A 14,505-nucleotide genomic window follows, 5' to 3' on the forward strand; every position below is an offset into this window, starting at 1 on the left:
TCAGGGGTTGGCGGATTTGACGGATCGTCGATGGCCTGGGTCAACTGCCAACAACGTGCGCCCTCCCTCCGCCGGCTCCATCTCGCGATCCGTGGCCATGACAGCCCAGCCCGAATCGGGCGCCGCCGCGCCGATCCGTCAATCCCGGTAACGCTTTTCAAAGGCCGGCGTGGCGTTTATCCGTGCGGACCGGCCGTCGCCCCCGGTCCGACCCGCTGGGCGCGGGCTCCTTTGGGCGACGTGTACGCCGGATGCGGCGGCCGACGAACGGCCGCCAGTCGGGGCCCCGGCCCGCAGACGCCCGAACCAGATTCCCCCGGAGCGCACCATGTCGTCCCCGAACTCGCCGACCCTGACCCTCGACGGCCTCGACCTCGCCGCCCTGCTCTGCTCCCGCGTCTGCCACGACGTGATCAGCCCCGTCGGCGCGATCGTCAACGGGCTCGAAGTCCTGGAGGACGACGAGGACGAATCGATGCGCACCTTCGCGCTGGAGCTGATCGGCAAGAGCGCCCGGCAGGCCTCGGCGCGGCTGAAATTCGCGCGGATCGCCTTCGGCGCCGCGGGATCGGCCGGCGCCTCGATCGACCTCGCCGATGCCGAAAGCGTCGCCAAGGGCATGTTCTCCGACGACAAGACCAAGCTGACCTGGAGCGCCCCGCAGGCGCTGTTTCCCAAGAACAAGGTCAAGCTGCTCCTCAACCTCGTAATGATCGCCACGACCGCGATCCCGCGGGGCGGCGCGATCGACGTCGTGGTCTCCGGCGACGGCGCGGCGCCGAGCTTCGTGTTCAAGGCCAAGGGCTCGCATGCCCGCATTCCCCCGCACGTGGAGGAGCTGATGGCCGGCAGCCCCGAGAGTGGAACCGTCGATGCCCACGGCATCCTGCCGTTCTATGCCGGCCTCGTGGCGCGGGCCGCCGACATGAGTGTTCGATTCGCCATCCAGGATGATGAGGTGACGATCACGGCCGAGCCGACAGTGATCGAAGCATCCGTTGAACCCTCCGATGAGGGTTCGAACACCACACTGGCGTGAAATTCTGAAAAACTCCGGCGCGGGGCAGGAACTGAAACGCTTCCCTAACCGCGCCCGAGTAAGTACGGTGCGCGAGACCTTCTTCCGGTAACGAGTTGCGCCTATGGACGACCTGCTTCGCGAGTTCCTGACTGAGAGCGGCGAGCATCTCGACACAGTCGATGCAGAGCTCGTCCGATTTGAACAGGATCCGAATAATGAGACGATCCTTCGGAATATCTTCCGACTAGTCCATACAATCAAAGGAACGTGCGGTTTCCTAGGGCTTCCGCGCCTCGAAGCCTTGGCGCATGCGGCCGAGACCTTGATGGGCCGGTTCCGGGACGGGCTGCCCGCCACCTCCGCGTCGGTGACGCTGATCCTGCTGACCCTGGACCGGCTGAAGGAGATCCTGGCCGATCTGGAGGCCACCGGCACTGAGCCGGCGGGGTCGGACGACGACCTCATCTCCGCCCTGGAGCGCATGGCCGAGGGCTCGGCCGAGGCATTGGAGCCGGCGGCTCCCCCGCCGCGGCCCGAGCCGGTGCTGCCCGATCCGGTGGTCCGCGAACTGAAGCCTGGCGAAGTCTCCCTCGACGACCTCGAGGCCGCCTTCCTGGCGGCGCCGGGGCCGGAAGAAGCGGATTTCGCAGCGCCTCCGCCCGTGGCGGCCGCCGCCCCTGCGCCCAAACCCGCCGCTCCCGCTCCGCAGGCGAGTGCGGCACCGGTCGAGGCCGTCGAGGCCGAGCCGGTGCGCGCCGAGAAGGCTGAGGGCGGCACCGAGGGCGAGACGACCCCGGGCGAGACCACTGCGGCCGCCAAGGGCAACCAGACGATCCGGGTGAGCGTCGAGACGCTCGAGCACCTGATGACGATGGTCTCGGAGCTGGTGCTGACCCGCAATCAGCTCCTCGAGATCGCCCGCCGGCACGAGGATTCGAGTTACAAGGTGCCGTTGCAGCGGCTGTCCCACGTCACGGCCGAGCTGCAGGACGGCGTGATGAAGACCCGCATGCAGCCGATCGGCAATGCGTGGCAGAAGCTGCCGCGCGTGGTCCGCGACCTCTCGGCGGAACTCGGCAAGCAGATCGACCTCGTGATGGTCGGCGCCGAGACCGAGCTCGACCGGCAGGTCCTTGAGGTGATCAAGGACCCGCTGACCCACATGGTCCGCAACTCGGCCGATCACGGCCTCGAATCGACCGCCGAGCGCGTGGCGGCGGGCAAGCCCGCCCGCGGCACGATCCGGCTCGCCGCCTATCACGAGGGCGGCACGATCACGATCGAGATCGCCGACGACGGCAAGGGCCTCAACCTCGCGGCGATTCGCCAGAAAGCGGTACAGCGCGGGATCGCCGCCCAGGCCGACGTCGACCGGATGACCGACGCGCAGGTCGCCAAGTTCATCTTCGACGCGGGCTTCTCCACGGCGGCGGCGGTGACCTCGGTGTCGGGCCGCGGCGTCGGCATGGACGTGGTCAAGACCAACATCGAGACCATCGGCGGCCTGATCGACATCGCCACCACGGCGGGCCGGGGCACGACCTTCACCATCAAGATCCCGCTGACGCTGGCCATCGTGGCGGCGCTGATCGTGCGGGCCGGCGAGCACCGCTTCGCCCTGCCGCAGGTGGCGGTGCTGGAGCTGGTGCGGGTCGATGCCGGGGCGCAGCGGGTCGAGCGCATCAACGGCGCGCCGGTTCTGCGCCTGCGCGAGCGGCTGCTGCCGATCGTGTCGCTCACCGGGCTGCTCGGGCAATCGCAGGCGGGCTCCGAGACGGAGCAGGCCGGCTTCGTGGTGGTCGCCCAGGTCGGGCGGGAGCGCTTCGGCATCCTCGTCGACGAGGTCTTCCACACGGAGGAGATCGTCGTGAAGCCGATGTCGGTGAAGCTTCGCCACATCCCGATGTTTGCCGGCAACACGATCCTCGGCGACGGCGCCGTGGTGCTGATCGTCGATCCGAACGGCGTCGCCCGGCAGGTGGCGCAGGGCGTTCAGGGCAGCGGCGGCCACGCCGAGACCGACGACGACGCGGCGGGCGAGGTGGTCGACAACAAGACCACGCTCCTGGTGTTCAAGGGCGGTCAGGGCAGCTTCAAGGCGGTGCCGCTGTCGCTGGTCACCCGCCTCGAGGAGATCGAGTGCGCGAAGGTCGAGTGGCTGGGCGGCCGCGCGCTGATCCAGTACCGCGGGCGCCTGATGCCGCTCGTCCCGGCGGATACGGCGATCACCATCAAGTCGGAGGGGACCCAGGCCCTGGTGGTGTTCTCCGACGGCGAGCGCGCCATGGGGCTCGTGGTCGACGAGATCGTCGACATCGTGGAGGAGCGGCTCGACATCGAGATCGCGGCCGACCGCTCGGACCTGATCGGCTCGGCGGTGCTGCGGGGCCGGGCGACCGACATCATCAACATCGCCCACTTCCTGCCGCTGGCCTACGACGACTGGGCGCGCGGCCTGAAGCGGCCCGAGCAACTCTCCACGATCCTGCTGGTCGACGATTCAGCCTTCTTCCGCGACATGCTGACCCCGGTGCTGAAGGCGGCGGGTTATCAGGTGATCACGGCGGCGAGCGCGGAGGCGGCGCTCAACACGCTCCAGTCCGATCCGAAGATCGAGGTGGTGGTCACCGACCTGGAGATGCCGGGCCGCAGCGGCTTCGACCTCGTCGCCGCGATGCGCCGGGCCGAGCCGCGGCTCGCCGCACTCCCGGTGATCGGCCTCACCGGGGCGATCGGGGCCGACGCCGTGGAGCGGGCCCGGACCCTGGCGATCGCCGATCTCGTGGCGAAGTTCGATCGGGCCGGCCTGATCGCCGCCCTGGCCGAGCTCGGCGCCGAGACGGTCTCGAAGGCGGCCTGATCCCGGCGCCGCCCGCCCCACAGCGATCGCAACGATCGAAACGATCATCCGGAGAGTTCCGATGCAGGCTGCCAATGCCAACGCCACCGGCGCCCAAGCGAGCACCAACGGCGTCGAGACCGGTGCCACCAACGACTTCGTGACGGTGTTTGTCGGCGAGACCCTGTTCGGGCTGGCGATCGAGCGGGTCCACGACGTGTTCGTGCCCTCCGGGGTGACGCCGGTGCCGCTCGCGCCGGCCGAGATCGTGGGCCTCCTGAACCTGCGCGGCCGCGTGGTCACCGCCATGAGCCTGCGCCGGCGCCTGGACCTGCCCGATGCGGAGGCGGAGGGCGAGGGCGGCAAGGCCAGTCCGAAGATGGCGATCGGCCTGGAACAGGCGGGCGAGACCTTCGCCCTCGTGGTCGACGGGGTCGGCGAGGTGCTGAAGCTCGGCGCCGATAGCCGGGAGGCGGTGCCGATCAACCTGGATCCGCGCTTCCGCAACCTCGCCACCTGTGTCCACCGCCTCGACGGGCGCCTGCTGGTGATCCTCGACGTGGATGCCCTCCTCGGCTTCACGGCGGCCGGCGCCAAGGCGGCTTGAGGGAGAGCCCGATGAAGGCGCCGCACGAGACCAACTGCCTGGTGGTGGACGATTCCGCGGTGATCCGGAAGGTCGCCCGGCGGATCATTGAGGACCTCGGCATGAATGTCAGCGAGGCGGAGGACGGCAGCGCCGCCCTCGAAGCCTGCGCGGCCCATATGCCGGACGCGATCCTGCTCGATTGGAACATGCCGAACATGGACGGCTACGCCTTCCTCCAGGCCCTGCGCCAGAGCGAGGGGGGCGAGTTCCCCAAGGTGTTGTTCTGCACCACCGAGAACGATGTCGGCGCTATCGCCCGGGCCCTCCGGGCGGGGGCGGACGAATACATCATGAAGCCGTTCGACCGCGATATCCTGACGGCCAAGCTCGAGCAGGTCGGGCTCGTCGCCGACGCGGCCTGATCGTTTCGCGCCCCTTTACGCACATCCGCGCCCCCGTATCCGAGGCACGCATCATGGCCCTGAGTCCCGCGGTTGCACCGCCCCGGAGCCCGCCCACCCAGAGCACGTCCGGGGCCGCCGCGATCCGGGTTCTGGTCGCCGACGATTCCGCCGTGGTGCGCGGCCTCGTGGCCCGCTGGATCGGCGAGGCCGGCTTCAGGCTGGTCGGCACCGCCTCCAACGGGCGGATCGCCATCGAAATGATGGCCAAGCACGATCCGGACGTGGTCCTGCTCGACATCGAGATGCCGGAACTCGACGGCACGACCGCGCTACCGCGCATGCTGGCCATGAGCCCAAGCGTGCAGGTCGTCATGATGTCGACGCTGACCACGCGCAACGCCGACATCTCGCTGAAATGCCTCGCCCTCGGGGCGGTGGACTACATCGCCAAGCCCGAGAGCAGCCGCGGCGTCACCACCTCGGACGTGTTCCGGGCCGAGCTGATCGAGCGCGTGCGCGTGTTCGGTGCGGCCCGGGCCCGGATCCGGCGCCCGGCCTCCGCCCTCGCGCCGGCGGCCCATCCGGCGCCCGCCTCCCCCGTGGCGGCGCATGCGGCCCCAGCCGCGCCGCGCGCGCCGACACCTTTCACCCTGCGGCCGAAGGTTCGCAGCCGCACGGCGCCCCGCGCCCTGCTGATCGGCTCCTCCACGGGCGGGCCCCGGGCGGTGGGCGAGATGCTGGAAGGGATCGGCGCGGCGACGCTCCGACGCCTGCCGGTTCTGATCGTGCAGCACATGCCGCCGATCTTCACCGCGGTGTTCGCCGAGCACCTGACGACCCGCACCGGAATCCAGGCCGCCGAGGGCAAGCCCGACGAGCGGGTCGAGCCCGGCCGGATCTATGTCGCCCCGGGCGGCCGCCACATGGGCCTCGTGGCGGGCCCGAACGGACCCATCATCAAGCTGACCGACGGGCCGCCGGTGAATTTCTGCCGGCCGGCGGTCGACGTTCTGTTCAAGGACGCGGCGGTCCTGTTCGGCGCCGCCACCGTCACCGTGATCCTCACCGGCATGGGCTCGGACGGCACCAACGGTGCCCGGGCGCTCACCGACGCCGGCGGCCCGGTCCTGGCCCAGGACGAGGCGACCAGCACGGTCTGGGGGATGCCGGGCAGCGTCGCCCGGGCCGGCCTCGCCGAGGCGGTCCTGCCGCTGCCGGACCTCGCGACGGCTCTGCGCGCCATGATCACGGGTCAGCCGGCATGACCGAACTCGAATTCGAATTCCTGCGCGGCTTCCTCAAGCAGCGCTCCGGCCTCGCGCTGACCGCCGAGAAGCGCTACCTCGTGGAGAGCCGGCTGACCCCGATCTGCCGCCGCTGCGGGCTCGGAAGCCTTGGCGAGCTGATCAGCGCGCTCAAGCTTGGCCGGAATGGGGCGCTGGAGCGGAGCGTGGTCGAGGCGATGACCACGAACGAGACCTTCTTCTTCCGCGACCGGATCCCGTTCGACCTGTTCCGCGACACGCTGCTGCCGGAGGCGCTGATCCGCAATGCCAGCCGCCGCCGGCTTCGGATCTGGTGCGCGGCCTCCTCCACGGGCCAGGAGCCGTACTCGCTCGCCATGCTGCTGCAGGAGGCGGCGCCCCGGATGCCGGGCTGGCAGGTCGAGATCGTGGCCACCGATATTTCCACCGAGGTGATCGAGAAGGCCAAGGCCGGGCTCTACAGCCATTTCGAGGTCCAGCGCGGCCTGCCGGTGCAGTGGCTGATCAAGTACTTCAATCAGGTCGGCGAGCAGTGGCAGATCGCCCAGAGTTTGCGCAATATGGTGGATTACCGCCAGCTCAACCTGCTGCAAAGCTTCACGATGTTCGGCCAGTTCGACATCATCTACTGTCGCAACGTGCTGATCTACTTCGACGCGCCGACGAAATCGGACGTGCTGGCGCGGCTCGCCGCCCAGCTCGCGCCGGAGGGGGCTCTGCTTCTGGGCGCGGCCGAGACGGTGATCGGGCTGACCGACCGGCTCGCGCCCCATCCGAAGCATCGCGGCCTGTACACGCACGCCGCGCCGGCGGTGCGCCTGGGCGAGACGGCGGCGCCGCTGCGCGTGGCCGCAGGCGTCTGACGAACCGCAGACGATCACGATCGGACGACGACGTGGACGGTCATAGGTTGCTTGCGCGGCTGCTGCTTCTGCTTGCCGGTTCGGTCCTGACCTGCGTGTCGACCGCATCGGCGATGGAGTGCGCGCGGGTTTCGACTGCGGTCGAGGCGATCATCTGCGCGGATCCGGGACTGGCGGAGGCCGCTCGACGGCTCAACGCGGCGTACAAGCGCGCGGTCTCGGTCCGCGACGATCACAAGCGGATCACGGAGGATCAGCGCTTCTGGCTCAAGGCGACGCGTGATCGCTGTCGCGATGCGGCCTGCCTCGAAGAGGCCTATCGGGAGAGGCTGGCCCGCATCAAGAGCACGGTCGCGTGCGCCAATCCTGCCGATCCGAAACCTGCCGATCCGAAGCCTGCCGATCCGTTCGAGGCGTTGACCTGCTCGGCCAACAATGCGGCGGATCTCGGACGGCTGGTCGCCACCCGGATGAATGCGTGGCGCCCCTACCTGACCCTCTTGAACGATTTTCCCCGCGACGCCGCCGAGGCCGAACGACAATGGGATGCGGTCGTCAAGGCGAACGCAGCCGATCCCGGTCCCCATTGCCGAACGCTCGATTGCAAGTGCGCCGAGGCGGCCAGAAGGCTGGAAGAGGTCACCTTTCCAAAGGACGTCGTCGAGCGGTTTCTCGCTTGGCTCAATGGGAGCGGCCGCCGCTCGCCGTTCCTTGATCCCGACCTCTGGGTGCTGGATGCATCCCGCGCCGAACCGCTCTGGGCCCGGAGGAACGGCCAGATCGTCTATTGCGGCGATCTGGCGGATTGGCTGCGCTCGGAGATCTTCGAGCGGCCGAAGGGCCGGCCGCCCTTCCTCGACCGGCGACTGACGGCGGCCGAGGCCTTCAACCTGCGCTGGATGGTGGCGCCGGTCGATCCCGCAGCGACACCCAAGGATGAGGCGATCGCCGGCCTCACGATCTCGGCGATGGACAGTGTCCGGATCGACGCGGGCGGCTCCGCGAAATGCAGCGCCAACCCGCTGACCGGCGCGGTCTGGGTCCGGACGGCGTTTCCGTCGCCGGGTGAAAGCGCCTACGAAGGGCGCTCGTTCAGGATCGTCACCCTGCGGCCGAAGCCGGTGGAGCGGCAGACGCCGGCCTGCGCCCTGGACGACGGCGAGCCCGACCCGTTCTTCGGCGGGTCGACCTATACGTCCGATATCGTGATCGCCGACATCCTCGGTGGGCCCTTCATTCGACCGGATGGGGATTTCTGGCTGAAGCTCGACACCGATCGATGGCTGCGGTTCCGCCGCGACATGACCAGCGACGCGAGACCGGCCGCCCCCCGATTCCTCATCCTCTCCAAGGAGGCGTTCGACACGCTCGCTACGCGGAGCACGACATTCGGACAGTTGGCCGAGGCGCTCCGGGCGCGCGTCCCGGCCGGTTCCGGGCCGGAGGCGGGAAAGGCCGCCACGCCCTGAGTGAATCCTGTCGGCAGGGCCTGTTCGATCGATCCGCCGAGCCGAACGCATCGCGCTTTTCCAATGGAGCGGTCGAAACCGCTCCGGACGATGTCACAACCACCTCAATTGCAGATTCGCCGGGAAACGCATCCTTAAGGACTACGTGGGTAAATTGCACACGGACCCGCCGCCGGTCGACTCCGGCAGTTCCGTGCCCCGAGCGTTTCCATGAGCAGCATCAGTTCCACCACGGCGTCGCAGCTCTACGCGCCGCGACGGTCGACCCAGGACAGCCCGCAGACGCGGATGGCCGACACGATCAGCAGCGCGCTGTCGGCCGGCACCCTCAGCAGCACCGACGCCACTGCCCTGACCAGCGCCCTGTCGTCGATCGACTCCGGCCTGTCGGCGGACCGCGCGAACGTCAGCAGCGGCACCGAGGCCAAGCTCGACCCGTCCTCCATGAAGGACCGGGTCGACAGCCTGATCGCCGATCAGGTCAGCAGCGGCAGCCTGACCGACGATCAGGCCACCGAGCTGAAGACCCTGTTCGCCAGCCACGGCCGGAGCACCCAGACCGCCGACGCAGCGGATGGCGGCGTCTCGGGTGCGGGCGGCCCGCCGCCGGGACCCCCGCCGGGCTCGCCGCCCCCCGACGCCGCCTCCGGCAGCGGCACCTCCGGTTCGTCGAGCAGCGCCGACACGTCGTCGACCAACGATCTCCTGGCCGGCTTCCTCCAGCAACTCCAGAACAGCCAGTCGCCCAGCGTCGGCTACGGGGCGAGCGGCAGCAGCGGCAGCTCCCGCATCTCGGCCCTGCTGGTCGACTTCCGGAGCTGACGCGGTCGCCTCCCGGCGCTGCGCCCATCGTCCGGCGCATCGCCCGCCTGCGCCGGGCGGGGTCGACCGGGGCCTCGCGCCGCGGCATCGTCCACCCGCATTCGCGAGGCCGGGGACGGCCGGGAGGCTCGGCATGGCGGCAGGGATGATGGCGGAACGCGGGCTGCCCAAGGTCGCCTTCATCGGGACCGGCGGCACGATCGCGTCCCTCGGGCGCGACGCCCTCGACATCCTCGACTACGGTGCCACCGGCCGGCGCCTGGAGGCCGGCGGCATCCTGGCGGCGGTCCCGGAGCTGGCAAGCGTGGCCGCGATGGTGCCGGTCCCGTTCCAGGCGGTGCCGAGCCCGGCGATCGGCTTCGCCGAATGGCGCGCCCTCGTCGGCCTGTGCGCGCGCCTTGCGGCCGATCACCCGGACCTCGCCGGCATCGTCATCGGCCACGGCACCGCCACCCTGGAGGAGACCGCCTACGCACTCAGCCTCACCCTGACGGTCGACCTGCCGGTGGTGCTGGTGGGCTCGCAGCGCCCGATGAGCGCGCTGTCGACCGATGCCAAGCTCAACCTCGTGGCGGCGGTGCGCACCGCGGCGGCGCCCGAATCCCGCGGACGCGGCGTCCTCGTGGTGCTCAATGACGAGATCCAGGCGGCCCGCGAGGTGACCAAGACCTCGGTGGCCCGGCTCCAGACCTTCCGGACGCCGGATTTCGGGGTGCTCGGCCAGGTCGACGGCGATCATGTCCGGTACTACCGGCGCTCCGAGCGCGCGCACGCGCCGGGCACGCCCTTCGACATCCGGGATCTGACCGCGCTGCCGCGGGTCGACATCGCCTATGGCTACGCCGATGCCGACGGCACCGCCGTGCGGGCGTTCCGGGCCGCGGGGGCACGGGGCCTCGTCGCGGCGGGGCTCGCCCCGGGCATGGTCCCGCCCGGCGAGGCCGAGGCCCTGGAGGCTGCGGCCGCTGCCGGGATCGTTGTGGTGATGTCGACCCGGGCCGGGAGCGGCGTGGTGCCCCTGTCCACCCGCTTGCGCGAGCGTGGCATCCTCAGCGCCGACAATCTGACCCCGCAGAAGGCCCGGATCCTCCTCGCCCTGGCGCTGACCGTCACGGCGGAGCCGGAGGCCGTGGCGCGCCTGTTCGCTACGTACTGAAAGCCTGCTCTGCTCGGGATTCCACAGGGCCAGCCCTTTGGCGGGTTCTCAGGGCAGAGCCCTGAGATCTGGCCCCGAGATGTTCACCAGGGCTCTGCCCTGGACCCGCGAAAGGTCCCGACCTTTCGAAACCAGGACTCGATCCCATCAAACAGGCTCTGAGAGTTTGTCGCGACCGATGCCGCTGATTGACCCCGCCCGCTCCGTACTCCTCGTCATCGACGTCCAGGTCCGGCTGATGCCGGCCATCGCGGCGGGCGCCGAGGTGATCGCCAACACCGGCCGTCTCGCCGCCGCCGCGAAACTCGTCGCCGTGCCGGTGCTGGTCACCGAGCAGAATGCCGGGGGCCTCGGGCCGACGGTGCCGGAGCTCGCCCCCGAGCCCGGGACGGCCATTCCGAAGATGAGCTTCGGCGCCGTGCAGGCCCCGGGCTTTCTCGACCGCCTGCCGGACGACCACGATTGCGTGGTGACCGGCTGCGAGGCGCATATCTGCGTGCTGCAGACCGTCCTCGGCCTGCGGGAGGCCGGCCGCCGCGTTTACGTGGTTGCTGACGCGGTCGGTTCCCGCAAGACCGGGAACCGGGACGCAGGGCTCGCCCGGATGGCGGCCCACGGCGCCGAGATCGTCACCACCGAGATGGTGGTGTTCGAGTGGCTCGGCACCGCCCGGCATCCGCGCTTCCGTGAGGTCGTCCGGCTGATCAAGTGAGGCCGCTCAGCCCCCGTCGAGCGCCGCCCGGGTCTGCGCGTCGGTGCCGATATCGTCCGTCCCCTCCATGCCCAGCGCCTCGATCAGCCGGACCCGGGCCCGGCTGACCCGGCTCTTGATCGTGCCGACCGCGACGCCGCAGATCGCCGCCGCCTCTTCGTAGGTGAAGCTCTGGGCGCCGACCAGGACCAGCGCCTCGCGCTGGGCGGCCGGGAGCTGGTTCAGGGCGCTCTGGAACTGCGCCATCTCCATCCGGACCTCCTGCTCGGGCAGGCTGGTCAGCCGGCCGGCATGGACCCCGTCGGCATCCTCGACCTCGCGCTTGCGCTTGCGCTGCTCCGAGTAGAACAGGTTGCGCAGGATCGTGAACAGCCACGCCGTGAGGTTGGTGCCCCGGCGGAAGCTCGCGGCGTTGATCCAGGCCCGGACCAGCGTGTCCTGCACGAGGTCGTCCGAGCGGTCGAAATCATAGGTCAGCGAGAACGCGAAGGCCCGCAGGGCCGGGATCGCGCCCAGCAGGAGGTCGCGCATCTCGGGGTCGGCGCCCGTCGGGGCCGCGCCGGTTCCACTCCCCGCGGGAACGGCTTGGAGCATCAGGGTCATGGCTGGGCCTCCGTGTCGGCGAGGGCGTCGAGGAGCATCAGGAGCCGGTCCGGGACCGGAAGGGACAGGACGTCCGCGTAGTGCAGGCGCAGGCCGCGCCCGATCCGCTCCCGGGCTGCAGCATCGATCTCGCGTTGACGCGCGCAGGGGCGTTGTCGCGAGGGGAACGCAACGACCGACCCGGCCGTCTCGGCCCGCGCGGCGCTGGGGACCGCCCGCTCGTCTTTGCTCCCTGACATGTGGTTGCACCCCGTGCCGTGCGCGATGCGGCCCCGCAGGGTCCTGCGCTTCACCGTGCCGATCCGGGGACGGGCTACGGTGAGACGCATCTCATCGCCTTCGGATGGCGCTGGTAGGCGCTCCGGATTTAATCGGTTCTGAATTATACATTCAGGGAACTTTAATCTTCAAATGGCCCAGCTTGCCTCAGGTTTTTCAAATTATGTCTGCAGTTACAATTCGGAAATACTGGTCTATAGCTTGGCTGTGACGAATATCGGACCCGCTGCCTGAACGGCGGATGAGCGGTGCGAACGATCCCGGCTTGGCGCCTCGCTCCTCCGACGGCTTGACTGTTCAAACATCTCAGGCCTGAGCGCAGGTTCCTCCTCTCTCCCCACGCGCGGGGAGAGGCCCGCACGGACCCCGTCGTCCGGGCGGGAAGCGAAGGCTAAGCCGCAGCGGCGGTGCGGGGGCGATTCCGGAGGGGCTCGCCTGAACCGCCCCTCACCCTCGGCAGCCGCCTCGCCGCGCTCCCCGACGAGGGGGAGACGCGGCCCTCTCCCCGCAGGCGGGGCGAGGGGTTCTCCGTCCCTACGCCGGCGCTCAAGCCATCCGGCGTTGTGTGAATCCGCAAGCCCGCAGAGGGGCGAGGGAGGGGCGTCGGGTGCTGGCCAGCGCTCTCGATAAGCGCCCAGGAGTCACAGCCCCCCGTCAGCGGACGTCCGGCCGGGGATCCGGGACGAAGCCGTCGCGGTTCGGCATCCGCACCGCGGCCAGCGCCTGGGCGTCGAGCACCGCCTCGTCCGGCACGAGACCGTTCAGGTTCAGGATGTAGGCCGAGACCGCATACACGTCGTCGGTGCTGAGGGATTCCGGGGCGTTCATCGGCATGGCCCGGCGGATGTAGTCGAACAGGGTCGGCGCGTAGGGCCAGAAGCTGCCGACCGTCTTGAGCGGCTTGGCCGAGGCCAGGCTGCCCCGGCCGCCGACCAGCGGATCGCCGATCCCGCCCTCGCCGCGGGCCCCGTGGCAGGACGCGCACTGCGCCGCGAACACGTCCCGGCCGTGGGCGACGCTGCCGCTGCCCGGGGGCAGCTTCCGGCCGTCGCGGTCGATGTCGATGTCCCAGGCGGCGATCTCGGCCGCGGTGGCGGCCCGGCCGATGCCGTAGCGCTCCGCGGCCCGCCCCGCGCCGACGGAGCCCAGCAGGAGCAATGCAGCCGCGAGCACGCGGGTGTTACGCGTAGCCATTGCTCACCTCGCCGCTGCCCGCGATGCGCCAGGGCACGGTCGCATTGTTGTGGTAGAAGGACTTAAGCCCGCGCACGGCGGTCAGATCCGAAAAGCTCGGCTGCACGTAGCCGGTCTCGTCGACCGCCCGGCTCATGATGGTCGTTGGCTGGCCGTCCCAGGTCCAGGGCAGGCGGAAGCGTGTCAGCGCCCGGGTCAGGACCGGCTCCTGCAGCGCCGCGTCCTGCCAGGTCCGGCCCCCGTCGGTCGTGACCTGCACGCCCCGGATCTTGCCGCGCCCGGTCCAGGCAATGCCGCTGATCTCGTGGAAGCCGGGGGCGATCCGCTGGGTGCCGGAGGGCCGGGTGATGATCGACTTCGCCTCCATCAGGAAGGTGAATTGCCGCGCCGTGCCGTCCGGCATGGAATCCGTGTACTTCGACGTCTCCTCGCGGGAATAGGCCGGCTCCGCCGTCACGTTGAGGCGGCGCAGCCATTTCACGTTCATGTTGCCCTCGAAGCCGGGCAGGAGCACCCGCAGCGGGTAGCCCTGCTGCGGTCGCAGCCGTTCGCCGTTCTGGCTGTAGACCAGCAGCGCGTCGTCCAGGCACTTGTCGATCGGGATGCTGCGGGTGAGGGCGGCGGCGTCGGCCCCCTCGGCCACGACCCATTGCGCCTCCGGCTTGAGCCCGGCCTCGCGCAACACCGTGGCGAGGCGCACGCCGGTCCACTCGGCGCAGCTGACGAGGCCGACGAGGTCCGAGGCCGTCTTGCCCTTGATCGCCTCGAAGCCCGGATTGCCCGAGCATTCGAGGAAGTAGATGTGCGATTCCGACGGGAAGCGGCGGATGTCGTCCATCGTCAGGATCAGCGGCGTCTCGACGAGCCCGTGGATCATCAGCCGGTGCCGGGCGGGGTCGATGTCGGGGATGCCGCCGTGGTGGCGCTCGTAGAACAGGCCGTTCGGCGTCAGGATGCCGTCGAGCTCCTGGAGCGGCGTGCGGCTCGACGCGGAGGTGTACTGCTTGAGGCCCTTGGGCACGTTGCGGATCACGTCCGCCTCGAAGCGCGAGGGCGTGCCGTAGGTCTGGCTGCCGACATCGGCGCCGGGGGACTTCATCCCGTCCGGGATGGCGGGGGGCGCCGCCTCCTCCGCCCGGGCGCGTCCGCCCACGAGGGCCGCCGCCGCGGCCGCGCCCTGGACGAGGAAGCGCCGCCGGGCCGGCGGATCGTCGGAATCGCGCGTCATCGCTCGTCGCTCCAGTCGCTCGGTCGGCCCCCCGGGGGAGGATACTGGGTCGGCCAGCCGG

The 14,505-nt window shown here is 70.1% G+C and carries 14 protein-coding genes; 10 read left to right on the forward strand and 4 right to left on the reverse strand.

Annotated elements, in window-relative coordinates; all coding sequences use genetic code 11:
- Positions 1-328 precede the first annotated feature (328 nt).
- The 10 genes from chpT to MKK63_RS11580 all read left to right on the forward strand — a co-directional run bounded on the left by chpT (position 329) and on the right by MKK63_RS11580 (position 11,140).
- On the forward strand, positions 329-1,039 hold the full coding sequence (gene chpT / locus MKK63_RS11535) for a histidine phosphotransferase ChpT (RefSeq protein ID WP_243926322.1): 711 nt from the start codon (positions 329-331) through the stop codon (positions 1,037-1,039).
- Positions 1,040-1,142: 103 nt separating this feature from the next.
- On the forward strand, positions 1,143-3,881 hold the full coding sequence (locus tag MKK63_RS11540; RefSeq protein WP_244001767.1) for a hybrid sensor histidine kinase/response regulator: 2,739 nt from the start codon (positions 1,143-1,145) through the stop codon (positions 3,879-3,881).
- A 61-nt stretch (positions 3,882-3,942) separates the two neighbouring features.
- The gene (locus tag MKK63_RS11545; protein ID WP_244001769.1) at positions 3,943-4,467 is read left to right on the forward strand and encodes a chemotaxis protein CheW; all 525 of its coding nucleotides are present in this window, start codon (positions 3,943-3,945) and stop codon (positions 4,465-4,467) included.
- Positions 4,468-4,478: 11 nt separating this feature from the next.
- The gene (locus tag MKK63_RS11550) at positions 4,479-4,871 is read left to right on the forward strand and encodes a PleD family two-component system response regulator (protein WP_243926317.1); all 393 of its coding nucleotides are present in this window, start codon (positions 4,479-4,481) and stop codon (positions 4,869-4,871) included.
- 53 nt (positions 4,872-4,924) lie between these two features.
- Positions 4,925-6,118 carry a chemotaxis-specific protein-glutamate methyltransferase CheB gene (gene cheB / locus MKK63_RS11555; protein ID WP_244001772.1) on the forward strand — a complete coding sequence of 398 codons (1,194 nt, stop codon included), beginning with the start codon at positions 4,925-4,927 and terminating at the stop codon, positions 6,116-6,118.
- Complete coding sequence (locus tag MKK63_RS11560; RefSeq protein WP_244001774.1) at positions 6,115-6,981, forward strand: CheR family methyltransferase; 867 nt, start codon at positions 6,115-6,117, stop codon at positions 6,979-6,981. The genes cheB and MKK63_RS11560 overlap by 4 nt, the downstream gene beginning before the upstream one ends.
- 32 nt (positions 6,982-7,013) lie before the next feature.
- Positions 7,014-8,450: a lysozyme inhibitor LprI family protein gene (locus MKK63_RS11565; RefSeq protein ID WP_244001775.1), complete on the forward strand. Its 1,437-nt coding sequence runs from the start codon at positions 7,014-7,016 to the stop codon at positions 8,448-8,450.
- 210 nt (positions 8,451-8,660) lie between these two features.
- A complete protein-coding gene (locus MKK63_RS11570; protein WP_244001777.1) occupies positions 8,661-9,272 on the forward strand; it encodes a hypothetical protein in 612 nt (203 codons plus the stop codon).
- A 133-nt stretch (positions 9,273-9,405) separates the two neighbouring features.
- On the forward strand, positions 9,406-10,428 hold the full coding sequence (locus MKK63_RS11575) for an asparaginase (protein ID WP_244001779.1): 1,023 nt from the start codon (positions 9,406-9,408) through the stop codon (positions 10,426-10,428).
- 178 nt (positions 10,429-10,606) lie between these two features.
- Positions 10,607-11,140 (forward strand): isochorismatase family protein, encoded by a 534-nt coding sequence (locus MKK63_RS11580; protein ID WP_244001781.1) that lies wholly within the window; start codon positions 10,607-10,609, stop codon positions 11,138-11,140.
- 6 nt (positions 11,141-11,146) lie between these two features.
- On the opposite strand, the gene MKK63_RS11585 is transcribed toward MKK63_RS11580, so the two are convergent.
- The 4 genes from MKK63_RS11585 to soxC all read right to left on the reverse strand — a co-directional run bounded on the left by MKK63_RS11585 (position 11,147) and on the right by soxC (position 14,444).
- Positions 11,147-11,743: a sigma-70 family RNA polymerase sigma factor gene (locus MKK63_RS11585; RefSeq protein WP_244001783.1), complete on the reverse strand. Its 597-nt coding sequence runs from the start codon at positions 11,741-11,743 to the stop codon at positions 11,147-11,149.
- Complete coding sequence (locus tag MKK63_RS11590; protein WP_244001785.1) at positions 11,740-12,072, reverse strand: NepR family anti-sigma factor; 333 nt, start codon at positions 12,070-12,072, stop codon at positions 11,740-11,742. The genes MKK63_RS11585 and MKK63_RS11590 overlap by 4 nt, the downstream gene beginning before the upstream one ends.
- Before the next feature lie 604 nt (positions 12,073-12,676).
- The gene (locus MKK63_RS11595) at positions 12,677-13,216 is read right to left on the reverse strand and encodes a c-type cytochrome (protein ID WP_244001787.1); all 540 of its coding nucleotides are present in this window, start codon (positions 13,214-13,216) and stop codon (positions 12,677-12,679) included.
- Positions 13,203-14,444 (reverse strand): sulfite dehydrogenase, encoded by a 1,242-nt coding sequence (gene soxC, locus MKK63_RS11600; RefSeq protein WP_244001789.1) that lies wholly within the window; start codon positions 14,442-14,444, stop codon positions 13,203-13,205. The genes MKK63_RS11595 and soxC overlap by 14 nt, the downstream gene beginning before the upstream one ends.
- Positions 14,445-14,505 lie beyond the last annotated feature (61 nt).

The sequence above is a fragment of the Methylobacterium sp. J-088 genome (assembly GCF_022829295.1).
Classification (GTDB): domain Bacteria; phylum Pseudomonadota; class Alphaproteobacteria; order Rhizobiales; family Beijerinckiaceae; genus Methylobacterium.